Origin of the sequence: Tamaricihabitans halophyticus, assembly GCF_004340875.1 — a bacterium.
GTDB classification, from domain to species: Bacteria; Actinomycetota; Actinomycetes; order Mycobacteriales; family Pseudonocardiaceae; genus Tamaricihabitans; species Tamaricihabitans halophyticus.
Genome location: NZ_SLXQ01000007.1, coordinates 154,620 through 179,695 on the forward strand (window position 1 = coordinate 154,620; position 25,076 = coordinate 179,695).

General features: G+C 66.2%; 24 protein-coding genes. 22 read left to right on the top strand and 2 right to left on the bottom strand.

Annotated features, from left to right (window positions below; translation table 11 throughout):
* Nucleotides 1-39: 39 nt before the first annotated feature.
* From prcA to EV191_RS17295, 7 genes are all read left to right on the top strand, one after another.
* Nucleotides 40-810 carry a proteasome subunit alpha gene (gene prcA / locus EV191_RS17265; RefSeq protein ID WP_132878116.1) on the top strand — a complete coding sequence of 257 codons (771 nt, stop codon included), beginning with the start codon at nt 40-42 and terminating at the stop codon, nt 808-810.
* A gap of 119 nt (nt 811-929) precedes the next feature.
* Nucleotides 930-2,288: a Pup--protein ligase gene (pafA, locus tag EV191_RS17270; RefSeq protein ID WP_132878117.1), complete on the top strand. Its 1,359-nt coding sequence runs from the start codon at nt 930-932 to the stop codon at nt 2,286-2,288.
* Between the two features lie 326 nt (nt 2,289-2,614).
* Nucleotides 2,615-3,268 (top strand): VanZ family protein, encoded by a 654-nt coding sequence (locus EV191_RS17275; RefSeq protein WP_165912987.1) that lies wholly within the window; start codon nt 2,615-2,617, stop codon nt 3,266-3,268.
* A 104-nt stretch (nt 3,269-3,372) separates the two neighbouring features.
* Nucleotides 3,373-4,230, top strand: a complete 858-nt coding sequence (locus EV191_RS17280) for an esterase/lipase family protein (RefSeq protein ID WP_132878119.1) — start codon at nt 3,373-3,375, stop codon at nt 4,228-4,230.
* 36 nt (nt 4,231-4,266) lie between these two features.
* Complete coding sequence (locus EV191_RS17285; RefSeq protein ID WP_132878120.1) at nt 4,267-5,628, top strand: MFS transporter; 1,362 nt, start codon at nt 4,267-4,269, stop codon at nt 5,626-5,628.
* Between the two features lie 50 nt (nt 5,629-5,678).
* Nucleotides 5,679-6,815, top strand: coding sequence for a CaiB/BaiF CoA transferase family protein (locus EV191_RS17290; RefSeq protein ID WP_132878121.1), 1,137 nt, complete (start codon nt 5,679-5,681; stop codon nt 6,813-6,815).
* A 150-nt stretch (nt 6,816-6,965) separates the two neighbouring features.
* Nucleotides 6,966-8,246 carry a S8 family peptidase gene (locus EV191_RS17295; protein ID WP_132878122.1) on the top strand — a complete coding sequence of 427 codons (1,281 nt, stop codon included), beginning with the start codon at nt 6,966-6,968 and terminating at the stop codon, nt 8,244-8,246.
* A 15-nt stretch (nt 8,247-8,261) separates the two neighbouring features.
* Here the strand turns inward: EV191_RS17295 and EV191_RS17300 are convergent, their stop codons facing one another.
* Nucleotides 8,262-9,035 (bottom strand): FadR/GntR family transcriptional regulator, encoded by a 774-nt coding sequence (locus EV191_RS17300; RefSeq protein ID WP_132878123.1) that lies wholly within the window; start codon nt 9,033-9,035, stop codon nt 8,262-8,264.
* 82 nt (nt 9,036-9,117) lie between these two features.
* Here EV191_RS17300 and EV191_RS17305 point away from each other — a divergent pair, with 82 nt between their 5' ends.
* From EV191_RS17305 to EV191_RS17335, 7 genes are read left to right on the top strand one after another with little or no spacing between them, the layout of a single operon-like run.
* Complete coding sequence (locus tag EV191_RS17305) at nt 9,118-10,617, top strand: ABC transporter substrate-binding protein (RefSeq protein ID WP_132878124.1); 1,500 nt, start codon at nt 9,118-9,120, stop codon at nt 10,615-10,617.
* 46 nt (nt 10,618-10,663) lie between these two features.
* On the top strand, nt 10,664-11,608 hold the full coding sequence (locus EV191_RS17310; RefSeq protein WP_132878125.1) for an ABC transporter permease: 945 nt from the start codon (nt 10,664-10,666) through the stop codon (nt 11,606-11,608).
* On the top strand, nt 11,609-12,442 hold the full coding sequence (locus EV191_RS17315) for an ABC transporter permease (protein ID WP_132878126.1): 834 nt from the start codon (nt 11,609-11,611) through the stop codon (nt 12,440-12,442).
* 10 nt (nt 12,443-12,452) lie between these two features.
* A complete protein-coding gene (locus tag EV191_RS17320; RefSeq protein ID WP_132878127.1) occupies nt 12,453-13,259 on the top strand; it encodes an ATP-binding cassette domain-containing protein in 807 nt (268 codons plus the stop codon).
* Nucleotides 13,256-14,125 (top strand): ABC transporter ATP-binding protein, encoded by an 870-nt coding sequence (locus EV191_RS17325; RefSeq protein ID WP_132878128.1) that lies wholly within the window; start codon nt 13,256-13,258, stop codon nt 14,123-14,125. The genes EV191_RS17320 and EV191_RS17325 overlap by 4 nt, the downstream gene beginning before the upstream one ends.
* Before the next feature lie 7 nt (nt 14,126-14,132).
* Nucleotides 14,133-14,933 (top strand): SDR family NAD(P)-dependent oxidoreductase, encoded by an 801-nt coding sequence (locus EV191_RS17330; RefSeq protein ID WP_132878223.1) that lies wholly within the window; start codon nt 14,133-14,135, stop codon nt 14,931-14,933.
* Nucleotides 14,934-14,943: 10 nt separating this feature from the next.
* A complete protein-coding gene (locus tag EV191_RS17335; protein WP_132878129.1) occupies nt 14,944-16,329 on the top strand; it encodes an amidase in 1,386 nt (461 codons plus the stop codon).
* Nucleotides 16,330-16,370: 41 nt separating this feature from the next.
* Here the strand turns inward: EV191_RS17335 and EV191_RS17340 are convergent, their stop codons facing one another.
* Entirely contained in the window at nt 16,371-16,763 is a 393-nt protein-coding gene (locus tag EV191_RS17340) for a DnaJ family domain-containing protein (RefSeq protein ID WP_132878130.1), read from the bottom strand.
* 220 nt (nt 16,764-16,983) lie between these two features.
* On the opposite strand from EV191_RS17340, the gene EV191_RS17345 reads away from it, so the two are divergent.
* From EV191_RS17345 to EV191_RS17380, 8 genes are all read left to right on the top strand, one after another.
* Nucleotides 16,984-17,808, top strand: coding sequence for a helix-turn-helix domain-containing protein (locus EV191_RS17345; RefSeq protein ID WP_165912988.1), 825 nt, complete (start codon nt 16,984-16,986; stop codon nt 17,806-17,808).
* 94 nt (nt 17,809-17,902) lie between these two features.
* Nucleotides 17,903-18,892, top strand: a complete 990-nt coding sequence (locus EV191_RS17350; protein ID WP_132878132.1) for a helix-turn-helix transcriptional regulator — start codon at nt 17,903-17,905, stop codon at nt 18,890-18,892.
* Nucleotides 18,889-19,869 (top strand): helix-turn-helix transcriptional regulator, encoded by a 981-nt coding sequence (locus EV191_RS17355; protein WP_132878133.1) that lies wholly within the window; start codon nt 18,889-18,891, stop codon nt 19,867-19,869. Before EV191_RS17350 ends, EV191_RS17355 begins: the two co-directional genes overlap by 4 nt.
* A 9-nt stretch (nt 19,870-19,878) precedes the next feature.
* Complete coding sequence (locus tag EV191_RS17360; RefSeq protein WP_132878134.1) at nt 19,879-20,100, top strand: hypothetical protein; 222 nt, start codon at nt 19,879-19,881, stop codon at nt 20,098-20,100.
* A gap of 47 nt (nt 20,101-20,147) precedes the next feature.
* A complete protein-coding gene (tatA, locus tag EV191_RS17365) occupies nt 20,148-20,453 on the top strand; it encodes a Sec-independent protein translocase subunit TatA (protein ID WP_132878135.1) in 306 nt (101 codons plus the stop codon).
* 68 nt (nt 20,454-20,521) lie between these two features.
* Nucleotides 20,522-21,439, top strand: a complete 918-nt coding sequence (locus tag EV191_RS17370; RefSeq protein ID WP_132878136.1) for a diacylglycerol/lipid kinase family protein — start codon at nt 20,522-20,524, stop codon at nt 21,437-21,439.
* A 4-nt stretch (nt 21,440-21,443) separates the two neighbouring features.
* Complete coding sequence (locus EV191_RS17375) at nt 21,444-24,221, top strand: DEAD/DEAH box helicase (protein WP_132878137.1); 2,778 nt, start codon at nt 21,444-21,446, stop codon at nt 24,219-24,221.
* 170 nt (nt 24,222-24,391) lie between these two features.
* The gene (locus tag EV191_RS17380) at nt 24,392-25,063 is read left to right on the top strand and encodes a DUF4333 domain-containing protein (protein ID WP_132878138.1); all 672 of its coding nucleotides are present in this window, start codon (nt 24,392-24,394) and stop codon (nt 25,061-25,063) included.
* Nucleotides 25,064-25,076: the final 13 nt, after the last annotated feature.

A 25,076-nucleotide genomic window follows, 5' to 3' on the forward strand; every position in this document is an offset into this window, starting at 1 on the left:
AACCCCGAACACGACGATTTAAGAGCTGGAGTCCATACCGTGTCGATGCCGCTGTACGCCTCGCCCGAGCAGTTGATGCGCGAGCGCTCGGAGCTTGCGCGAAAAGGTATTGCCAGGGGACGCAGTGTCGTCGCGTTGAAATACGCGGGCGGGATCCTGTTCGTAGGGGAGAACCCCTCGACGACGCTGCACAAGATGTCCGAGATCTACGACCGGATCGGGTTTGCGGCCGCTGGCCGGTACCCGGAGTTCGAGAGCCTGCGCAGGGCCGGGATCAAGCACGTGGATCTGTGGGGTTATTCGTACGACCGCAGGGACGTGTCCGCGCGTCAGCTGGCGAACGTGTACGCGACCACCCTGGGCTCGATCTTTACCGAGCAGGTCAAACCGTTTGAGGTGGAGATCTGTGTGGCCGAGGTTGGTGCTACCGCAGAGCAGGATCAGCTGTACCGCCTCACTTATGACGGCTCCATCGTGGACGAGCCCCAGTACGTGGTGATGGGCGGGCAAACCGAGTCGGTGGTTTCCGTGCTCAAGGACACCTACTCGGATTCGCTCGAGCTGGCTGACGCGCTGGCGTTGGCCCACCGGGCGCTCGCCGCGCCACCGAGTGCCGGTGGCGGGAATGGAAATGGGCAGCGCGAGCTCGGCAAACTGGAGGTGGCCGTGCTCGAGCGGGGCCGGCCACGTCGTGCCTTCCGCCGGATCAGCGGGGCCGCGTTGGACGCCTTGCTGCCCAGCGAGGGTGACGGCGCCGACGGCAAGGGCGAAGCCGGTGGCGACGAGACGGAATCGTCGAAGGACAGTTGAGTGGTTGCCGGTGGGCGGCAGTCGCGCAGTGTGTCGGTAACGGCACGCAATCGATTCGATTCACAACGATAGCGCGTTTGGCGCACCGGTTTTCCGCTTCTAGGACCTAGTGTGGAGTAATGCAGCGGCGGATCTTCGGCATCGAAACCGAGTTCGGTGTGACATGCACGTTTCATGGCCAGCGCAGGCTGTCTCCGGACGAGGTCGCGCGATATCTGTTCCGGCGGGTGGTGTCCTGGGGTCGATCGTCGAACGTCTTCCTGCGCAACGGTTCCCGGTTGTACCTGGACGTGGGTTCGCATCCGGAGTACGCGACGGCCGAATGCGACGATCTGACCCAGTTGGTCACGCACGACAAAGCGGGCGAACGGATCCTGGAAGATCTGCTGGTGGACGCCGAGCGGCGACTGGCCGACGAGGGCATCGGCGGCGATATCTATCTGTTCAAGAACAACACCGATTCCGCGGGAAATTCCTACGGTTGCCATGAGAACTACCTGGTGACACGGGCGGGGGAGTTCTCCCGAATAGCCGATGTGCTGCTGCCATTCCTGGTCACCAGACAGCTGATCTGCGGGGCCGGCAAGGTGCTGCAGACGCCGAGAGGCGCCGTTTATTGCCTTTCTCAGCGGGCAGAGCACATCTGGGAGGGCGTTTCCAGCGCAACCACGCGGTCGCGGCCGATCATCAACACCCGGGATGAGCCGCATGCGGACGCGGAGCGCTATCGACGTCTGCACGTGATCGTCGGTGATTCCAACATGGCTGAGCCGACGACCCTGCTGAAGGTGGGAACCGCCAACCTGGTGCTGGAGATGGTGGAGCGGGGCGTGCAGTTCAGGGACTTCAGTCTGGACAACCCGATCAGGGCGATCCGCGAGATCAGTCACGACCTGACCGGTCGTCGGCAGGTACGGCTCGCGGGTGGCCGTGAAGCCTCGGCGTTGGAGATCCAACGGGAGTACTACGCGCAGGCCGTCGAACATGTGGAACACCACTCGCCGGACCCCGTTTCCCGGCGGGTCGTTGAGCTGTGGGGCCGTGCGCTGGACGCCGTGGAGCAGCACGATCTGTCGTTGATCGACAGGGAGATTGACTGGGCGATCAAGTATCGGCTGGTCGAGCAGTACCGGGCGAAGAACGGGCTGGAGTTGTCCAGTCCTCGGGTCGCGCAGCTGGACCTGGCTTATCACGATATTCGACGAGGCAGGGGGATCTTTGATCTGCTGCAGCGCAAGGGCGCGGTGGATCGGGTCACTGATGACGGTGAGATCGAACTTGCGAAGGACACGCCGCCGCAGACGACGCGGGCGAAGCTACGCGGGGACTTCATCGCTGCCGCGCAGGATGCTGGGCGGGACTTCACGGTGGACTGGGTGCACCTGAAGTTGAACGATCAGGCACAGCGGACCGTGTTGTGCAAGGACCCGTTCCGCGCTGTCGATGAGCGAGTGGAGCGACTGATCTCCTCGCTCTAACGCTCCTGGTCTTGGCCTGGCCAAACTTTACCTAGACCGCCCGCTCGGCGACGGTCGTTTCAGCCGGTACGTCGGGTTCGTGTGGCCACCCCATCGGGTGCAGCTGCCAGGCGACACAGGCCGTTGAGGTGATCGTCGACCTGCGGATAAGCCTGGCGGCTGCGCCGGATTGCTGAGTCCGGCTGATCGACAACCGCGATCTTGTCGTAGTGGCTGTAAGCCCGCTACCTGCACAGTTGGCCCCGGCAAGCATCACTCGGGACGCCATCACAGCATTTCGTGATGTTTACATGCAGTTTGCGTGCATTACCGAATGCGCTGAGAGAGTGCCGGGTAGTCGGGGACGAAAGGCGCTGGTCGGGGTGCAGCCACTGCTGCGAGCGGTTGATGACGTGGTACGTACATGGATAGCTGCCGGCCCACTGATCATGGCACTGAGCCTGACGTTGGCTTGGTGGCGGGCACGGCATGGGCACCGACGACGTGCGGTGCTCACGGCTGCGGTGGACATCGCTGTGGTGGTTGCCGCCCTGTCCGCGTTGTACCTGGTGATGGTGCCGATACCGGATGTGCCGCCGGGGATGATGAATCTGACTCCGGGTTCGGAAGTGGTTGCCGGGGTGTTTGGCCGTGAACCGCTGTGGCAGGTCGTGGGGAATGTGCTGTTGCTATTGCCGCTCGGTGCTTTACTGCCGCTGCGGATCGGTTGGCTACGCGGGATTGGCCGGGTGGCGATCGCGGGGTTCTGCTGCGCGGTGTTGATCGAGTCGATGCAGTATGCCCTGAATACTGGACGGATCTGCACGGCTGATGACGTGCTGCTGAACTGCGCCGGTGCCGCGCTCGGTGCGTTGGCGACGCGACGGTGGTGGACGCGGCGAATCCGGCCGGTGGCGCGGCTGGCAGGACCCTACTCGCCGGTGTGGATTACGCCGGCCTTACCCGAGCCGCTATTGGATGGGCAGCGTTCTGCGGCCTGATCGCTTGCGGGTGGAACCAGGGGATCGGCTGCGGCGTCGAAGCACAGCGGTCGAAACGCAGCGTCCGTCGGCAGGTTCCGGCGGACCGGTGAGGAGATTCGGGTATGCGTCGGTTGGCCACCTGTGGTCGCGTGCTTGCCACGGTGGTCATCGCGGTGCTCGCCTTCGGGTTGCTTGGCGGGCCGGCCGCGGCCCGTCCGTGGCCCCTACAGCTGAATGAGGCCGGCTGCACGGATGCTTCACGGGCGAACCCGGTAGTGCTGGTGCACGGCACCGCGGACACCGCGCGGGCGTGGCAACCAGCGATGGTGCCGGAGTTGGTCGCACGTGGGTTTTGCGTGTACAGCTACGACTACGGCGCGATGCTCACCACGTTCGGACAGGTGAATGGCGTCGCGCCGGTTCGCGAGTCGGTGAGCACGCTGAAGGACGTGGTTGATCGCGTATTGCGGGCTACGGGGGCTGCTGAGGTCGATCTGGTTGGCCACTCGCAAGGCGGCATGCTGGGACTGAACTATCTGAAGTTCCGAGGTGGCGCGGACAAAGTCCGGAATTTCGTCGGGCTCGCGCCCGTGACGCATGGCACGGACCTGAACGGTTGGGTCAAGTTGACCAACGCTTCAGTGGTCGGCCGGCCGCTGACAGAGTTCCTGCTCAACGGGTTCTGCGCCTCGTGTACCGAAATGCAGGCCGATTCGGATTCGGTACGTCGGCTGAACACTGGACCGATCGCACAGGCTGGTGTGCGGTACACGGTGATCGCGACCCGGTCCGATCAGACCGCTACGCCGGCGGGCAAGGCCTCGTTCATCGACGAGCCTGGCGTGCGGAACAGCTATGTGCAGGACGAGTGTTCGGGTAAGCGGCTACGGCACGAGCAGCTGCCCGCCGATCCTGCGGTGGTCCGGATGGTGTCGAATACGCTAGCGCCGGGCGCCAGCGGCCCGCTGGACTGCGGATAGCCGGCCTCCGGTGCAGTGGGCGGGCAGGTCGCGGAGATGACCAACCGCCGGTACCGGACTCTGGGAGTGTGTTCGGTCGCGCAGTTCACCACCACGCTCGAGTTTTCGGTCAGCTATCTCGCGTTGCCGGGCATCGCCGCTGATCTGCGGATGTCCGCCGCGTTCGGGCAGTGGGTGATCAGCGCCTATGCGGTGTTGTTTGCTGGGTGCCTGCTGTTCGGCGGCCGGCTGGCGGACCGGTTCGGCGCGCGCCGGATGTTCCTGCTGGCCATCCTCGGCTTTGGGGTCACCAGCGCGTTCGCCAGTATCGCGTGGTCTGCCTGGCTGCTTGTCGCTGCTCGTGCTGGTCAGGGTGTGGCTGCCGCCTTGTTGCAACCGGCGGTGTTGCGGCTACTGGCTGTCGCGTTTCCGGTTGGGCCGGCCCGTGGGCGAGCGCTCGGTGTGTGGAGCTCTGCGGGTGCGCTCGGGTTGGCCGTGGGTACGGTGCTTGGTGGGGTGCTGACCGAGCAGTCCTGGCGGCTGGTGTTCGCGATCAGTGTTCCACTCTGCGCTGGCTGTGCGCTTGGGGTCTGGCTTGGGCTCGGGCGCGGTGACCGTGGGCGCGATGGTCGGCCGATCCCGGTGGTCGCCGCGGTACTCGGCACCGTGTCGGCGGTCGCGGTGGCCCTGGTATTCACCCTGGGTGAGACGGTGGGTTTCGGCACGCCGGTCACGGCAAGCGTGGTTGGCGTCGCGGGGCTGGCACTGCTTGGGTTTGTCGGGCATGAGCGCGCCGCCGATGTGGGTCTGATCGATCGGAGTCTGCGTCGGGTCCGGTCGTTGCGGGTCGGTGCGAGCGCCGCGGCGTTGTACATGGCGAGCGCGGGCACTACGTATTACCTGCTCACGCTGTCGCTGCAAGTGGGCAAGGGCTATCAGCCGGTGGCTGCGGGGTTGGCGTTCCTGCCGATGGCCGTGTTGGTGACGGTGGGCAGTATGGTCGCCGGGCGGGCGGTCCGGTGCTACCGGGCGGAGACGGTGCTGCTGGCCGGGTTCGGCTGTACGGCGGTTGGTCTCGGTCTGGTTGCTTGGTTGTTGTCCGGCGACAGCTACGTGCTGCACCTGTTGCCGGGACTGGCGTTGACCGGCTTGGGTAACGGGCTGGTGTTCACTGCGATGTTCCTGGTCGGGATTCGGGAGGTGCCCGAGGGTGCGCAGGGTGTTGCTGGTTCGGTGTTGACCACCGCGCAGTATCTGGCGAGGGCGCTTGCGATCGCGGTACTGACCATCGTGCTCGGTGACAATCCCGGTGATTCGGCGTTTCGGAGCGCATTTCTGCTTACCGCGATAGCGGCCACGGCTGGTTGCCTCGTCGCCGTGCGGGCGCGGGTTGGTGGTGAACCGATCAACCGCGGTTAGCGCGTATCGGTTTGTCCGCTCCTGGTCGACGTAATGACAGGATTGCCGGCATGCTTCCTCTCGAAGGTGTAACCGTCGTTGCCTTGGAACAGGCCGTCGCGGTGCCGTTCGCGACCAGGCAGCTCGCGGACCTGGGCGCCCGAGTGATCAAGATCGAGCGACCTTCCGGCGATTTCGCGCGCGCATATGACGCCACGGTCAAGGGTTTGTCGAGCCATTTCGTGTGGCTGAACCGAAGCAAGGAGAGCGTCGTGCTCGACCTCAAGACGAGTGCCGACCAGCGGCGGCTGGACGCCTTGCTTGGTAAGGCCGATGTGTTCGTGCAGAACCTGGCGCCGGGTGCGGCGGAGCGGCTGGGTTTTGGATCCGAGCGGCTGATCGAGGAGTATCCCCGGCTGATCGTCGGGGATCTGTCCGGCTATGGCGGTTCCGGGCCTTACCAGCAGAAGAAGGCTTACGACCTGCTTGTTCAGTGCGAGGCGGGCGTGGTGTCGATTACCGGTACGGAAGCTGAGCAGGCCAAAGCGGGGATTCCGGTCGCGGATATCGCGGGCGGAATGTATGTGTACAGCGGGATCCTCGCGGCGTTGTACGAGCGGGAGCGAACCGGCAGGGGCAGTAGGTTCGAGGTGTCCTTGTTTGACGCGCTCGGTGAGTGGATGGGGTACCCGTACTACTACGGCAACTATGGCGGTAGCCCGCCAGCCCGGACTGGCGCGCGGCATCCGGCGATCGCGCCTTACGGTCCGTTCACGACCGGGGATGGCGCCCAGGTGTTTCTCGCGGTGCAGAACGAGCGGGAGTGGGCGACGTTGTGCGAGGGAGTCCTGGGCAGGGGTGAGCTGGTCGACGATGAGCGGTTCGCGGATAACCCTCGGCGGGTTGCGCATCAGGATCAGCTAGCGGAGGTAATCGAATCGGCCTTTGCTTCGCGAACCGCCGAGGAGGTGCTTGCGCGGCTGGATGAAGCGGGGATCGCGAACGCTCAGTTGCGCGATGTGGCTGGTTTCGCGGCGCATCCACAGTTGGCGGCGCGGGACCGTTGGCGCACCGTTGATTCCGAAGCTGGCCCGTTGCGTGCGCTGCGGCCGCCAGTGACCATGCCGGGTCGGGAACCCCGGATGGGTGCCATACCTCGACTTGGCGAACACACCGAGGCCGTGTTGGCCGAGGTGGCGGACGACTGATTCGCCGCGATCCGCGCGGTTCACCCTTCCGTTTCACCCGACCGTGGCGTAACTTACTAGCACGTAGGGAAGATGGTTAGTTACCCAGCGTGCTAGTTCGGCGAGCCTCGCCGCGGGCGTGGTGGCGCGGTTTGCGAAGGGAAGGTCAGCATGCCGCACACGGATCAACCCAGAAACCAGCCCGAACACCAATCCGGGAACCGACGTACGACTTGGCGCCGACTCGGCGCGCTTGCGGCGGGAGTGGCGGTCACGTTCGGGGTGCTGTCCGCGAGTCCGGCACAAGCAACCGAAGGCACCGTGCAACTGGCCGATTCCGAGCGGGCGGTGCCGGGAAGTTATATCGTCAAACTCGCCGACGACTCGCTCGGCGGCGCGATCCAGGGCACGCTTCGCCAGCTTTCTAGCGCGGTGTTGGCCACGGCGACCGGCCTGGTCACGGAGTACGGCGGCGAGGTCAGCCGCACGTTCGCCGCGGCACTACCGGGATTTGCGGTGCGGCTGTCGGAGGAGCAAGCGGCGCGCTTGGCTGCCGATCCTGCCGTCGAGTACGTCCAGCAGAACCAACGGTTCCAGGTGTCCGACGTCCAGGAGAACCCGCCTTCCTGGGGCCTGGACCGTACTGACCAGCGGGACCTACCGCTTGACCAGTCCTATACCTATCCAGGTAGCGCCAATGTGGACGCCTACGTGATCGATACCGGGGTACGCACGACGCACGCTGATTTCCAGGGCAGGGCGGCACACGGCTACGACGCCGTGGACAACGACAACGATGCCAGCGATGAGCACGGGCATGGCACCCACGTCGCGGGCACGATCGCGGGCAGCGCGCACGGCGTCGCGAAGGACGCCAACGTGATCGGCGTCCGGGTGCTCGATGAGCAGGGCTCCGGCACGACCGAGCAGATCGTAGCCGGAATCGACTGGGTCACCGCGAACAAGGACGGCCCCTCGGTGGCCAATATGAGCCTCGGCGGCGCCACCGACCAGGCCTTGGACGACGCGGTTAGGGCCTCGATCGAATCGGGCGTGACCTACACGGTGGCGGCGGGAAACGGGAACATCATCGGGCTGCCCGAGGATGCGGGTAATACGTCACCGGCGCGGGTGCCCGAGGCATTGACCGTTTCGGCTACGGACAGCTCGGATACGCGTGCGAGCTGGGCAAACTACGGCTCGGTTGTCGATCTGTTCGCGCCAGGGGTGGACATCACGTCGGCGTGGTACGACGGCGACGACGCCACCAACACGATCAGCGGCACCTCGATGGCCGCACCGCATGTCGCCGGCGTGGCCGCGCAGTATCTCGCGGCGAACCCAGACGCGAATCCCGCGCAAGTGGCCGAAGCGCTGGTGGCGAACGCGAGCGTGGACAAGGTAGGCAATCCACTCGGTACGGCGAACCGGCTACTGTACGCGGGCAGCTAAGTCAGCGTGGTCAGGTCAGTTCGGCTGGGTGCGGTCGTTGTCCAGTAACGGAGTGAGCAGCGAGCGCTGTTCGGTCGGTACGTACTCGGCGTAGTAGTCGTACAGTGCTCGCCGGCCAAGCCGGCAGGCGAGTTCTCCTTCGCCGGCGCTGATCGCCTCGAATACCTCCGTATGGTGCGCCAATGATCTGTGCATCAGCGCGAGCCGGTCGGCGGCGTTCGCGAGTTTGTCGGTGATCAGCTCGAGCACGACGTCACGCACGACCTCGCTGCATACGACGATGAGCGGATTCGCGGTGGAGCGCGCGACGGAGTCGTGGAAGGCAATATCGGCCTGGCTGAACTGTCGATAGTCGGGTGCGTCCTCGTCGAGTACCACGGACATCTCGTGCAAGGCGTCGGACATCTCGGTCAGCTGCTGAGCGGTCCGCAGCTGGGCGGCGAGCAGATAGGCTGAGCCTTCGAGCAGCATGCGGAACTGCAACAGCTCCGCGAGGCCCAACTCGCCGGCACGGGTCAACCGGCGCATGGATTTGTGCAATCCGCCAGGGGAGGCGGGCAGCACCTCGGGCCCACGCGGGTCGCCGGGACGGGAACGGACCAGTTCGCTCGACTGCAACACGCGGAGCGCCTCGCGCACCGTGGACCTGCTGACACCGAACTGGCTCATCAGGTCACGTTCGCTCGGCAGCCGCTGGCCAGGCGAGAGTTCGCCGGAGAGCACCGCGTGCTCGATCTGCTCGACCACCCGCTCATAGGCGCGGATCGGTGATACCGGTTCGAACTTCACGAGTGACAACCCCCTTGACGGTTGGGACGCCTCCTGAAAACCTACTGGTCCGACCAGCATACTGGCCTAATGGAGGCGCCATATGCGAGCGAGAGTCCGGCCTGTCGCGGCCCTGCTCGCGCTGCTCATGGTGCTAGTCGGCTGCTCAGCAGGCTCCACCGCGACCGTCTCGGGTGACGAGGACACGCTGGCCGTGGGGTTCACGGCAGAGCCGGAGAACTTCGATTTCACCACCAGTGACGGAACCGCGATTCCGCAGGCGCTGCTCTACAACGTGTACGAGAACCTGGTGAAGGTCGGCCCGGACGGCGAGCTGGAACCGTTACTCGCGAAGTCCTGGTCGATCAGTGCCGACCGCACCGTCTACGACTTCAGGCTGCAACCGGATGCGCGATTCAGCAATGGCGCCCGATTCACCGCGGCGGACGTGAAGTTCTCCATCGAACGGGTGCCGACCGAATGGGCAATCTCGCTGAAATCGAAGATGGACGTCGTGGACCGGGTCGAGGTCATCGCGCCGGACCACGCGCGGGTCGTGCTCAAACAACCCAGCAACGCCTGGCTGTTCGATATGGCCAGCAGAGTGGGCGCGATGTTCAGCCGAACCGGCGTCAGTGACCTGGCCAACAACCCCATCGGCACCGGACCGTACACGGTCGCCGAGCGACGGCGCGGCGACTCGATCGTGCTGCGCGCCAATCCGGACTACTGGGGCACCCAGCCTGGCTACCGCACCGTGGTGCTGAAGTACATCGCGGACCCGACGTCACTGAACAACGCGCTGCTCAGCAACGAGATCGATGTGATCGCGCAGATCGCAGCGCCGGATTCGGTGCCCCAGTTCGAGGCCGACGAGCGGTTCCGCGTCATTCAGGGCACGACCAACGGTGAGGTGGTCCTCGCCTACAACAACGCACGACCGCCCTTGGATGACGCTCGGGTGCGTCGCGCGCTGACCATGGCCGTGGACCGGCAGGCTCTGCTGGAGACGGCATGGGCCGGGCGAGGCGAACTGATCGGCAGTATGGTGCCGCCCACCGATCCCTGGTACGAAGATCTGTCCACCGCCTATCCGCACGATCCGTCGAAAGCCAGAGAGCTACTTGCCCGGGCGGGGGTGCGTGACCTGTCCCTGCGGCTGCGGATCGCGAACCTGCCCTACGCCACGGCCGCCGCCCAAGTAGTCGCCTCGGACCTCGCCCAGATCGGCGTTCAGGTGACGATCGACCCACTGGACTTTCCCGCGGTGTGGTTGGACGAGGTCTTCACCAAACACGACTACGACATGTCAATTGTCCAGCACGTGGAGCCCTACGACATCGTGACCTTTGGCGACCCGGACTTCTACTGGGGCTACGACAGTCCTCGGGTGCAGCGGCTGCTCGCGCAAGCCGATAGTGGATCGCTACAGGCCAGGAACGACAAGATGCGCGAGGCTGCCCGCGTGCTCGCCGAGGACGCGGCCGCGAACTGGCTGTTCCTGTTCCCGAACGTCATCGCGGCCAAGTCGGAGGTCACGGGATTGGTGCCGAATCAGGTGAGCGAATCGTTCGACCTCACCGGTATCCGGGCGGCGCGATGAGCACCGGACGCGCGGCGATCGGCTGTAGGCCGAGGCGGGTGATCGGATGGCCGTAGCCGTACTGCGCCGCCTCGCGATCCTGCTGGTCAGCGTCTTCGTCGCGTCGATCGTGGTGTTCCTGTTCATGGCGGTACTGCCAGGCGATCCCGCGCAGGTCGCACTGGGGATCAACGCCACTCCCGACCTCGTCGCCCAGCTGCGCCAGGAGTTCGGGCTGGACAGGCCGCTCATCGTGCAGTACCTGGACTGGATCGCGGGTATTGGCACTGGCGACTTCGGCGTTTCCTACGTCACCAGGGAGCCCATCGGGCCGCAGCTGGTCGACCGACTCGGCGTGACACTCTGGCTGGTCGGTGCCGGGATCACGGTCGCGGTCGCGATAGCGCTACCCCTCGGCACGCTGGCCGCGGTCCGCCATCGCAAGCCGAGCGGCGTGGCGATCTCCGGGCTGTCCCAGATCGGACTCGCGGTACCCGCCTTCCTTGCCGGCATGGTGTTGGTGCAGCTGTTCGCGGTGCGGCTGGGCTGGTTGCCCTCCGGCGGTTGGACGCCGCCAAACCAGGACGTGGGTGAGTTCCTGCGGGGTCTGATTCTGCCCGCGCTCTCGCTTGGGCTCGTACAAGGCGCGGTGCTGACCCGCTACGTACGTTCGTCCGTGCTCGACACCCTCGGGCAGGACTATCTGCGGACCGCCCGCTCGAAAGGACTGCGCCCGTACCAGGCGTTGGTTCGGCACGGGCTGCGCAACGCGGCGCTGCCGGTGGTGACCGTGCTCGGCCTGCAGCTGGCGACCCTGCTCATCGGCGCGGTCGTGGTCGAACGAGTCTTCGTACTCCCCGGTTTGGGCAGCATGCTGCTGGACTCGGTCGCCTCGCGGGATCTGCTCGCGGTGCAAGGCATCGTGCTTGTACTGGTCGTTGGGGTGCTGCTGATCAACTTCGTGGTGGATCTGCTGTATGTCGTGCTCAACCCAAGGCTGCGGGGGGCGTAGATGACGACAGCGGCAGGGCGTACCAGGAACGCGAGTTTGCTCGCCGGAGCCGTGCTTGTCGGTCTGGTTGTGCTGATCGCGCTGGTGTCGTTTCTGTGGACGCCGCATGACCCGCTGCTCGTGGACGCGAGCTCCCGACTGCTTGGACCGACCGGGGAACATCTGCTCGGTACCGACAAGTTCGGCAGGGATGTGTTCAGCCAGATCATGGTGGGTGGGCGTACCACGCTCTATGTGGGGATCGTCGCGGTCGGGCTGGCCGCGCTGGTGGGCACCCCGCTGGGCATCATGGCCGGAATGTCCCGAGGGTGGCTGGGTGAATTCGTGATGCGCGCCAGCGATCTGGTGCTGGCTTTTCCCGCCCTGCTGCTCGCGATCATGTTCGGCGCGGTCTTCGGCGCAAGCACGCTCACCGCGATGATCGCGATTGGCATCGCCACCGTGCCCTCGTTCGCGCGGATGGCGCGTTCCGGCACGTTGCAGGTGATGAGCAGCGAGTACATCCTGGCCGCGCGTACCGCCGGCCGATCAGGCTGGTTCATCGCGCGCCGGCATGTCTGGCCGAATATCTCGCCGTTGATCATTGTGCAGTCCTCGGTGTCCTTCGCGATCGCCGTACTGGCGGAGGCGGCGCTGTCCTTCCTTGGCTTTGGTACGCGCCCGCCAACCCCGTCTTGGGGGCGGATGCTGCAGGAATCGCAGGAACTGCTCGCCGTGGAACCGCGCCTGGTCCTGGTTCCCGGCATCGCGATCGCACTGGCGGTACTGGGTTTCAACCTGCTTGGCGATGGCCTGCGGGACAGGTTCGATCCACGGTTGGAGGTCCGCCGATGAGGTCGTGGCGATGAACGAAGGTAGTGCGGTCGGCGCCGCGGAAACGCTGCTGGCGGTGCGCGGGCTGACCGTGACCGTCGGCAGCGAAAACCTGGTCCGAGACGTCTCCTTCGAGATCGGTCGGGGCCAGCGGCTCGGTCTGATCGGCGAGTCCGGCTCGGGTAAATCACTCACCGCGTCATCCGTCATCGGCCTGCTCCCGGAAGGGCTGCGGGCGGTGGGCTCGGTCGAGCTCGCCGGCCAGGAACTGCTCAACGCCAATGAGCGATACCTGTCCACGCTGCGCGGCAGCGAACTCGCGATGGTCTTCCAGGAGCCGATGACGGCGCTCAACCCCGCGATGCGCGTCGGCCGGCAGGTCGCCGAGACGATCCTGTTGCACAACACGCGCCCGAACCGGAAGGCCGCGATGGATACGGCGGTCGAACTGCTGGACACCGTGCGCCTACCGGACCCGAAGGCGAGCGCGCGGGCTTACCCGCACCAGCTTTCCGGTGGTCAGCGGCAACGCGTGATGCTGGCCATCGCGCTGGCGAATGAGCCCAGCCTGCTGATCTGCGATGAACCGACGACGGCGCTCGACGTCACCGTGCAAGCACAAATGGTCGAGCTGATCAGCGACGCGACACGGCGGCTGGGCACCGCCCTGCTGTTCATCACGCACGACCTCGCGGTGATGGCCGGGCTCTGCGAGCGGGTGCTGGTGATGCTGGACGGATCCGTCATCGAAGCCGGCGACACCCGAACGGTGCTCACCGAACCGCGGCACGAATACACCCAGCGGCTGCTGGCCGCCTCGGACCTGGAGGCTCGATGACCGAGCAAACCCAGCCGGCTGGCACCGAAGCCACTCCGACACAGGTCCCGGCAAACGACGTACCCGCTGGTGATGTCCCTGCTATCGAGGTCAGGGACCTGCGCCGGACCTACACGCGGTCCCGCACGAACTCGGTGCCGGCGCTGCGCGGCGTATCGTTCGCCGTACCGACCGGTGGGCGCTTCGGCATCGTCGGCGAATCCGGGTCCGGGAAATCCACCCTGGTCCGACTGCTGGCGGCCTTGGACAAGCCCTCCTCGGGCTCGATCTGGTTTCGGGGACGTCAGATCGACGGGCGCGCCGAGCGCGAACTGGCCTTCCTACGTCGCGAACTACAGGTCGTTTTCCAGGACCCAATGGGTTCACTAGACCCACGGATGCGGGTGCGCGATATCGTCGCCGAACCATTGGACCGGCGAACCAGCCGCGCTGATCGTGCTGACCGGGTGGCCGAACTGCTGGCCGCGGTGGGCCTCGCCGCTGAGGCCGCGGATCGCTATCCACACCAGTTCTCCGGTGGGCAGCGACAGCGCATCTCGATCGCGAGGGCACTGGCACCAGCTCCACGGGTGTTGATCGCGGACGAGCCAGTGAGCGCATTGGACGTATCCATCCGCGCGCAGATCCTTGATCTGCTGCTTGACCTCGTCGCGCGCTTCGACCTCACGTTGCTGCTGGTCTCTCACGACCTCGGGGTGATCCGCTACGTCTGCGACACGGTTGCGGTGATGCGGCGCGGCGAGATCGTCGAACACGGCGCGGTGCACACCGTTTACCAGGCACCTGAGCACCCGTATACCGAAGAGCTCATCACGGCGGCGCCGAGCCTGCGCGCCGTACTCGACCAGCTGCGGAAGGGATCATGACGTGACCATGGGCGAGGACCCGAAAGGGCCACGGACGGCCTACCGTGACCTGTTCCGGCTGCACGGTCGCCGGACGCTCGTATTGGGCGCGGGTAGCGGTATCGGTCGGGAAGCGGCCCACGGGCTCGCGGCGCACGGGGCCGAGGTGGTGTGTGCCGACCTGGACGGCGATGCGGCCGCGAGCACCGCGAACGCGATCGGCGCGGGCGCCGAACCCTACGAAATCGACCTGCTCGAGCCAGGCGCGGCCGAGCAAATGGCCAGCCGCTACGCCGAGACACATGCCGTGGTCATCACCGCGGCCACGAACGTCAGGAAACGCCTCGCCGACTACACCAGAGACGAGTTCGACCGAGTACTCACGCTCAACCTCGGCGCCACCTTCGAGGTCATCCGTGCCTTCGGGCCGCGGATGGAACACAACGGGGGAGGCAGCATCATCGCGTTCTCCTCGATCCGTGCCAGCACCGTGGAGCCAGGCCAAGGACCATACGCGGCGAGCAAAGCCGGTCTGGTGCAGCTACTGCGGACCGCGGCCGCGGAGTTCGGCCATGCGGGAGTGCGCGCGAACGCGATCGCCCCTGGCGTGGTGGAAACACCGCTCACCGCACAGATCAAGAGTTCCCCCGAGTGGTATCAGGCCTACGCCGCCAAGAGTGCGCTCGGCAGGTGGGCGAGGCCAGCGGAAATGGTTGGGGCGGTGGTCTACCTCGCCTCCGACGCGTCCAGCTTCGTCACCGGGGCGGTGCTCGCGGTGGACGGCGGTTGGACGGCCGTGGACGGCAGGTTCGAGCCACCCGCATCGTGAAGGAGCGCCCATGACGGATCTGACCTGGCTCTCGGCCGGCGAGCTGGTTGAGCAGTACCGAACCAAGGAAATCTCCCCGGTCGAGGTGACCGAGGCGGTCCTCGCCAAGATCGAACGGCTGGAGCCAAGCCTGCACGCGTTGTACGCAGCGGATCATGCGCGGGCGCTGGATGCCGCTCGCGCATCCGAACGGCGCTGGCACGCAGGCCAGCCCGGCACGCTCGATGGCATACCGCTGACGCTCAAGGAGAACATCGCCACCGAAGGAACGCCGATACCGCTCGGTACGGCCGCGACCGATCTGGTGCCGGCCGACGCGGACGGGCCAGCGGCCGCACGCTCCCGCGAGGAGGGCGGGGTACTGCTGGCGAAAACCACGATGCCTGACTACGGGATGCTTACTTCGGGGCTGTCCAGCTTTCACCTGGCTAGCCGTAACCCGTGGGAGACCAGCCGCACACCGGGCGGATCCAGCGCGGGTGCGGGCGCGGCGGCCGCGGCTGGCTACGGACCACTGCACGTCGGCACGGATATCGGCGGCTCGATCCGGCTGCCGGCGGGGTGGTGCGGACTGGTCGGGCTCAAACCGAGTTTCGGCCGGGTACCCGTCGACCCGCCGTACCTCGGTCGCGCGGTCGGACCGATGACCAGAACGGTTGCCGACGCCGCCCTGTACATGAGCGTGCTGGCACGCCCGGACAAACGGGACCACCTGAGCCTGCCGCCCGAGCGAATCACCTGGGATCCGAGGCCGCTCGAACCGGCTACGGTGCGCATTGGGCTGCAGCTGGACGCCGGAGTAGGGCTTGCCGTCGAACCGGAGATCCGTGCGGCGGTAGCGGCTGTCGCCAGCAAGCTCGAACAAGCCGGGGCGATCGTCGAACCCGTGGCACCGTTCCTGACTCGCGAGATGCTGGACGGGCTCGACCGGTTCTGGCGGGTGCGCTTCGGCGTGGACTTCGCCGCGCTGCCCGCCGAGCGCAAGGCGAAGATCCTGCCCTATATCGCCGAATGGGTGGCCGGTGGTGACGGGACCTCTGGAACGGACGCCTACCGAGGTTTCGCGCAGATCGACGCGATGAGCGTGGCCGCAATTCGCGCGACCGAGCCGTATGACTTCGTACTGTCACCCACCTGCCCGGTATCGGCTCCGGCCGCCGAATCCGCATCACCGACGGATGATCCACGGCTTCCGTTCGAACACATCGGGTTCACCGTGCCGTACAACATGTCCGGGCAACCCGCCGTGTCGGTGAACTGTGGCTATACGAGTGCTGGGATGCCGGTTGGGCTGCAGATCGCCGGTGCACGGTTCGCTGACCTCGCGGTCCTGCGCATGGCGGCGACCATCGAACAGCTGAGCCAACCAGGGCGGCGCCCGGCGCTGGTGGAGTAGGGTGCTGAGCCTTTCCTGCGCTGGCCTTGAGTGCCGGTGACCTATCCGGCCCGCCATTCGGCCACGATCTCGTCCACGTCATAGGGCGCCATGTTCAGTGGAGGGCCAGCCGGCGGGATACGGATCGCCGTGCGGATCCTGTCGTTGATGTCGGCGAGGATACGGCGGACCTCGGACTCCGTACTCGCCTGCCTGGCCGCTGTGAGCGCCAGTTCAGCTTCCTTGCGTAGCGCGAGCGTCGGCGGCAGGTAGGCCAAATCCTCGTCGCGCAGTTTCTGCTTCACCCACCACATCTCCTCGAGCGGACGGCCAGTGTCGGGGAGTGGTTGTCCAGCGCCCGGCAGATTGTCGAACTCGCCGCGTTCCTGTGCCTCGCGAATCTGACGCTCAACCCATGACTCGAAATCAACGCCGGGCGGTTTGCGTTCGGTCACCGTTCCCCCTCGGGTAGGCGCCATCCTGAATGATACGAACGTATCATATCCAGTCTGCTGGCCGGAGAGTTCGACAGGCTGTAGGGGATAAGCCCAGATGCGCAAGAAGCATCGAACGCTTTAAATGTGCGGCCCGCATATGCGAATAGATAATTCGATCTCGTGACCTGGCCGGACCCTGAATCCGCATGTGTACATCGTGTTTGACAATATGCACGATATGAGTTCTCCAGTGATCGCGAAGATCCAACTCGGCCGGGCCATGCGCAGACTGCGCGACGATGCGGGCAAATCCCGGGATGAGGCGGCCAGCGCGCTGGACTGCGACGTCTCCAAAATCTCCCGGATCGAACAGGGCAAGGGCAGTCTCAAGACGCTCGAGGTCGAGGCGCTGCTGTGGCTGTACGAGGCGCCCGACCTCCGCGATCAACTGGTCGAGACGGCACGACTGGCACGTAAACGCACCGCCTATCAGGTGCCGCCCTGGCAGCGGGACTTTGTCGGCATGGAGGCCGAGGCGCGGACGATCCTGGAGTATCAGCCGGAGGTGGTGCCGGCCCTGCTGCAAACCGAGCGGTACGCACGGGCGGTGCTCGCCGCGGATCCCCGCCGTGCGCCCGCTGAGGTCGACCGATATGTCGGCGGGCGGCTGGCCCGGCAACAACGCCTCGCCGAGGAGGTCCCGCCGCGACTGCGCATGGTGCTCAGCGAAGGGGCGATCCGCCGCTCGGTCGGCGGCCCCGCCGTGCATCGTGAGCAGTTACTGTGGCTTCGGAAGTTCGCCGAGCGCCCGTCCGTTGATCTGCGTGTGCTGCCGTTCAGCGCCGGCGCGCACGCGGCTATGGGTATCGGCTTCGTCGTGCTCGAACTGCCCGACCCAGAGGTGCGTATCGGCTATGTCGAGACGCTCGACTCCGCCGACTACCTCACTGAGCCAGCCCAACTCGACCGGTACGCGGAGCTGTTCGAGCGGCTGTTCGACTCCGCGGCCGACGCGGAACAGACTGCGGCGCTCTGCGCGGAGGTCATTGGCCAGTTGGACTGACGCCCCGCGGTGCGCCGCGGCCAATGGCCCATCGAGCGCGCACCGTACGGGGTTTCGGCAACGATCACAGCGGGTCGCGCGCTAGGGTTTGGGTGTGTCCACCGCACGCGCCGAACGACTCGTCAACCTGGTGCTGTGCCTGCTTTCGACCCGTCAGTACCTGACCGCGGAGCGTATTCGCGGGATCGTGCCCGGCTATGCGGACGCGGCCAGCGACGAAGCCTTCTTTCGCATGTTCGAGCGGGATAAGACCGAACTGCGCGAACTCGGCATCCCGCTGGAAACGGGTAAGAACTCGACCTTCGACGCGATCGATGGCTACCGGATCGCCCGTCGCGATTACGAACTGGGCGAAGTCGACCTGGAACCGGACGAGACGGCGGCCGTCGCGCTGGCTGTGCGGCTCTGGGATTCCCCCGAGTTCACCGGCCAGGCACGTGGTGCGCTGCTCAAACTGCGGGCGGCCGGGGTGGAGGTGGACCAGTCGGCACCAGCGGCCAGTGTCCAACCCCGCGTTCGTGTGGAACCGGCGTTCGCGCCGCTGCTCGCCGCCGCGCAGAACGGGATGTCCGTCCGGTTCGATTACCGCAAACCGAACAGCTCGGCCGCACAGGGACAGACGGCCAGAAACGTCGAGCCATGGGGCGTCGTTTCGTGGCGTGGACGCTGGTATGTCGTCGGCTACGACCGGGATCGCACGGCCCCGCGCTGTTTCCGACTGTCCCGGATCGTTGGCCAGGTCAGCACCGACACGGCCGCGCGGACCAATCGCCCCGACGGGGTGAACCTGCTGGAAATGGTCGCGGGTACCGGGGACACCGAACCCACGCCGAGCAGCACCGCCACCGTATGGGTCGCCGATGGGCGTGCCGCCGGTGTCCGACGCAGCGGTCAGGTTGTGGAACGTCGCGAGGTGGCTGGCACGCCCGGAGATATCGTGCACCTCGAGTTTCGACATGTGGAACGGCTCGCCGGCTGGCTCACCGGATTCGGCCCAGACGTGCTGGTGTTGGACCCGGACGTGCTCGCCAAAACGGTGCATGAACGACTGCTCGTCGCCGCCGGCCTCGGAGATCAGCGATGAGCGGCGCGGACCGCCGGCTGCCCCGGTTGCTCGCTCTCGTGCCATACCTGCTGGCCAGGCCAGGTATCCCGATCGCGGAGGCGGCGCGTGATTTCGGGGTCACCGCCAAACAGCTACGCAAGGACCTCGAGCTGCTCTGGATGTGCGGTCTACCCGGCTACGGGCCCGGCGATCTGATCGACCTGTCCTTCGACAGTGACACCGTCACGGTCACTTACGATGCGGGCATGCGGCGGCCACTGCGGCTGACCGGTGGCGAGGCAACCGCCTTGCTGATCGCGCTCCGCGCGCTCGCGAATACCCCCGGCGTGTTCGACGCCGACGCCGTACACCGGGCGATCGCGAAGATCGAGTCCGCCGCCGGCGCGGCTGAACCGGCTGGCGTCGTGGTCGGGCCCGGCATCAGCGAAGCGGAGACCACGGCACGAATCAGGGAGAGCGTGCAGCACGGGCTGGCTCGCGGCCGAGCACTGTGGCTGCGCTACTACACAGCCTCCCGCGATGAGGTCAGTGAACGCACGGTCGACCCCATGCGGCTGCTGGTCGTCGAAGGCCAGGCCTACCTTGAGGCATGGTGCCGCAATGCCGAGGGAGTCCGGCTGTTCCGCCTCGACCGGATCGATGGCGTTGACGTGCTCGACGAGCCGGCCGACCCGCCGCCACACGCCGCACCAACCGACGTATCCGCGGGCGTGTTCCAGCCAGGAGCGCATTCGGCCGCCGTTGAGCTGCGGCTGCGGCCAGAGGCCCGGTGGATGGCCGAGTACTACCCGATGGAGGAGACCGAGGAGCTCGCCGACGGCTTGCTGCGCGTGCGGATGCGTTATTCGGACGAATCGTGGATCGTCCGGCTGCTACTCGGCCAAGGCGGGGATGTGCTGATCGATGGCCCGCCGGAACTCGCCGACCGTGTTCGTCAACGTGCCGTCGACGCGTTGCGACGGGCAAGTCATCTCGTTGACACCTCTACGGGTTAACGTGTGCAGGTGCCTTATGTGCCGACGATCGTCGTGCTCGTTGTCGGATTGCTCGCGCTGCTCGCCGTACTGGTCCGCGCTATCAGTGCGTACCGGCGCACCAGTACCGTGTACACGATGGTTCAGGGCGGGTTTCGGCGCGACCTTGACCGGCTTCGTGCGCGCGGTGCCGCGCTGCGGGTCGCGCTGGCACGACGCACGAAGCGTAAGAATGCGGATGCAACACACTGATCGTGGCGTATCCTCTGGATGACTGGGGGAGACGGGAGGCGAAGACCGTGGGAAACCTGGGAGCGCTTGAGATCGGTCTGATCTTGCTCGCGCTTGTACTGCTGTTCGGCGCAAAGAAGCTTCCGGCCATGGCGCGCTCGGTGGGACAGTCCATGCGCATCTTCAAGGCCGAAACCAAGGGTATGCGCAAGGACAAGGACGAGGAGTCGAACGCGACGGCGGCCGAGTCGACCGAAGCCGACGCCACGTCGAACAAAACGTCCAGCGATCCGCAGCAGCTGCCGCCGGCTCAGGAGTCGAAGCCGGTCGCGGAGGCAGTCGACAACCAGCAGAAGCAGAACAACCCGAGCTGACCGTGCCACGGTGACCGCCGCGGCGAGATCGGCACCGATGCGGTGCGGCCGCTGGCAGGATGTCCGACATGCGTGGCGTACTCCTGGTCTGCCCTGGCTCCGGTGACGGAACCGTCCTTCGAACCGCCGGCAGCGTTGCCGCCCAGTTGCGGAGCACGCTGAGTCAGCTCGACACCGTCGTCCCGAGCACCGCCGCCGAGACCAGGGAACACGCGCGAGCCGCAGTGAGCGAAGCCGTTGACGTGCTGGTCGTTCTTGGTGGCGATGGCGCGGCGCACTGCGCGCTACAGGAGTGCGCCGGCACCTCGACCGCACTGGCCGTGCTCCCCGCCGGCAGCGGCAATGATCTTGCGCGTGCGCTGGGCATGCCCGCGGAACCGCTCGCCGCCGCGGACCTGCTGACCAGGTTGTTCCGCATCAGCGCGCCCACGCGCTGGGATCTCGGCGAGGCCGCTGGTCACTGGTTCGCCACCGTGCTCTGCGCTGGATTCGACTCTCAAGTCAACGCACGCGTGAACCGAATGCGCTGGCCGCAGGGTCGACGGCGTTATGACCTGGCGATCATCGCGGAACTAGCGAGCCTGCGGGCGCAAACCGTGCGGATCCACGGCGCGAATGGCGACCGCGCGCTACCGGCGACGCTCGTCGCCGTCGGTAATACCGCCTGGTACGGCGGCGGGATCCCGATCTGTCCAACGGCCGACCCTCGCGACGGCCTACTCGACGTTACCGTGATCGGACAGGTCAGACGCCGAGAACTGCTCCGTATCCTGCCCAGATTGCGCACCGGCGGTCATATCGGACACCCAGCGGTACAGAGCTTTCGGGCCAGCCGGATCCGGCTCGGCGGCGACAACGACTGGCTGGCATACGCGGACGGCGAACGGTTCGGGCCATTACCCGTGGATATTCAGGCACATCCAGCGGCACTTCGGGTCTACTCGGCATGGCCGCTGCGCGTGGCCGGCCGGGATATGACACCCTGACAGCGTGGCCGAGAGCCTTTCGAGTACCCCGGCTGCGGCCTACGCGGCATCGCGGCACCGGGAGTCGCAGCCGCGACTGACCGAGTTCGCTGGCGAGCTGTCCTTCGAGCTAGACCCGTTCCAGCGACAGGCCTGCGCGGCGCTCGAGGCCGACCACGGTGTGCTGCTCTGCGCCCCCACCGGCGCCGGCAAGACCGTCGTCGGTGAGTTCGCCGTCCATCTTGCTCTCGCGACAGGCCGCAAATGCTTCTATACGACACCGATCAAGGCGCTGTCCAACCAGAAGTACGCGGACCTGTGCGCGCGGTACGGCACCGAGTCGATCGGGCTGCTCACCGGGGACACCTCAATCAATTCGCATGCGCAGATCGTCGTGATGACCACCGAAGTGCTGCGCAACATGCTCTACGCCGGCTCGAGCACCCTCGATGGGCTCGGCTACGTGGTCATGGACGAGATCCACTACCTCGCGGACCGGTTCCGCGGCGCGGTGTGGGAAGAAGTGATCCTGCACCTGCCCCGGTACGTGCGGGTCGTCGGCCTGTCCGCGACGGTGAGCAACGCGGAGGAATTCGGCGAATGGCTGGTCGCGGTGCGTGGGGATACCACCGTCGTGGTCGACGAGCATCGCCCGGTTCCACTGTGGCAACAGATGCTGGTGGGAAACCGTCTCCTCGACCTGTTCGGACAGGACCAGACGGCTTCGGACAGCAACACTGACCTGAAGATCAACCCGTTGCTGCTGCGGCGTACTCAGGAGATCACCCGCACGCACGCACCGGCCTATGGGCCGCGCGCCCGTGGTCGACGGCGCGGTAGGCCGCCACCTCGGGCTTCTCGTTTTCGGCCACCGTCGCGCGTTGACGTGGTGGACCGGTTGGATTCGGCTGGGTTGTTGCCGGCGATCGTATTCGTGTTCAGCCGAATCGGCTGCGACGCCGCGGTCGGCCAGTGCGTGCGCTCCGGCCTGCGGCTGAACACGCCGGAAGAAGTCGACCAGGTACGGCAGATCGTCGATGAGCGGACCAGGGATCTACCGGAGGGTGACCTCGGTGTACTCGGGTTCTGGGAGTGGCGCGAGGCGCTGGAGCGGGGCGTTGCCGCACACCACGCTGGTCTGCTGCCCGCGTTCAAGGAGACCGTCGAGGAACTGTTCGTCCGCGGCCTGGTCAAGGTGGTATTCGCGACCGAAACACTCGCGTTGGGTATCAATATGCCGGCCCGCACCGTGGTGCTCGAGCGGCTGGTGAAATACAACGGCGAAGCCCACGTCGACCTCACGCCAGGCGAGTACACCCAGTTGACCGGGCGAGCTGGCCGGAGGGGCATCGACGTCGAGGGTTACGCGGTTGTCGTCTGGCAGCCAGGTATGGACCCGAAACAGGTCGCCGGCCTGGCCTCGACCAGAACCTATCCACTGCGCTCGTCGTTTCGGCCGGGTTACAACATGGCCGTCAACCTGGTGGATCGGGTCGGTGCGCAGCAAGCCCGCGACCTGCTCGAACAATCCTTCGCGCAGTTCCAGGCGGACCGCTCAGTGGTGGGCGTCGCCAAGCGCATCAAACGCAATGACGAGGCGCTTGCCGGCTACCAGGACGCGATGACCTGCCACCTCGGCGATTTCGCGGAATACGCGGACCTGCGTAAGAAGATCAGCGAGCGAGAGAAGGTACTCGCCAAGCAGAACAACCGGTCGCGACGGGCCGAAGCGGCCGAGTCACTGCGGAACCTACGTAAGGGCGATGTGATCGCGGTGCCGTCCGGCCGGCGAGCGGGACTGGCCGTGGTGATCGACCCTGGGCTGGATGCCACGGATGACCCGCGCCCCCTGGTGGTGACCGAAGACCGGTGGTCCGGCAGGCTCACCGTCGCGGACTTCCCGGCCCCGGTGACCTCGCTCGGCAAGGTGAAACTGCCCAAGCAGGTTGACACGCGTTCCCCGAAGTCCCGCAGGGACCTGGCATCCAGCCTGCGCAATACCGGCATCACCGCGCCGGGCCGGGGTGGCGGTCGCCGCGGGCGGGCCAGCGATCCGCATGACGATCCGGAACTCGCGACGCTGCGCAGGGCGTTGCGGGCGCATCCCTGTCATGGCTGCGCGGACCGGGAAAGCCACGCCCGCTGGGCCGAGCGATACCAGCGGTTGCGCGCCGAAACCAACCAGCTGGAACGCAAGGTCGCCAGCACCACGCATTCACTCGCTCGTTCATTCGACCGAATCCGCCGACTACTGGCCGAACGTGGGTACCTGGACGAATCGGGCGACCAGGTGACCGCGCACGGGCGCACCCTGACCCGGCTGTACAGCGAATCCGACCTGCTCGCTGCCGAATGCATCCAGCGGGGTCATTGGGCCGACCTGCGCCCACCGGAACTGGCGGCGGTGGTGTCCACCCTGGTGTTCGAAGCTCGCCGGGATAGCCCGTCCGAACCACGGATACCCGAACCAATTACCCAAGCATGGCTGGCTACCTCGGCGCTGTGGTCCGAGCTGGAGGCCGACGAGCGCCGGCACAAACTGGAACGTAGCCGCGAACCAGACGCCGGATTCGCCTGGCCGGTGTATCGCTGGGCTCGTGGCGAATCACTGGAACGCGTGTTGACCTCGGCCGAGGCGAACGGACAGGAGATCTCGGCCGGAGACTTCGTGCGGTGGTGCCGCCAAGTGATCGACCTCCTCGACCAGCTCCGTGATGTGCTGGCTGGTGAGGAGCTTGGCGAAACCGCGGCCGCCGCCGTTCGCGCGTTGCGCCGGGGCGTCGTCGCGCTGGGGGCCACCTGATGGGGAGTGCTCTCCTACACATTTCGCCGATCCGTGCCGTAGCGGTCACCTCGGGTGACGGCCGACAGCGTCATATGGTTTTATCGCGCCGAAGCGTGGTTCGGAAGCATCCGGCGGCTTTCTCGATTCAATCCGATCCGACAGTTCAGCGTTAACCAGCGGAGGAACCCATGAGCAGCCCGTACGGCCCGCCCGGCTGGAACGACCCGCAACAGCAGTGGGGACAGCAGCCCTACGGCGGCGCTCCTGGTACCCCGGCTGGTGGCTTCCCGGACCAGACTGGGGGCTACCCGCAACAGCAGGGCGGAATGCCTCCCGGTGGTTACCCGCAACAGGGCGGCTACCCCCAGCAACCGCAACAACCCCAGCAACCGGGGCAGCCCGGTCAACAGCAGCAGCCCGGGTATCCACCGCAGGGTTACCCGATGCAGGGCCAGCAACAGGGTTATCCTGGCCAGCCAGGTCCTTATGGGCCCGGCCAGCAAGGCGGATATCCAGGCCAGCCGCCGCAGCCCACCCAGAAGAAGTCCGGCGCGTTGCTGTGGATCAGCATTAGCGTGGTGGTGCTCGCGCTGGCCGCGGTTGGCGTCCTCGGGTTCGTCACGCCTGGCTGGTTCAACAAAACCGTGTTGGACAACCAAGCCGTACAGGAAGACGTCAAGCGAGTACTTGAACAGGCACACGGCCAGGTCGGTGTCGAATCGGTGACCTGCCCCGCGGACCAGGAAGTGCAGGCGGACGCGAAGTTCGAGTGCACCGCGACGATCAGCGGCGAGGAAAAGACGGTCGAGATCACCATCCAGAACGACGATGGCCAGTACGAGGTGGCCAGGCCCCAATAGTCAGGCCCAGTAG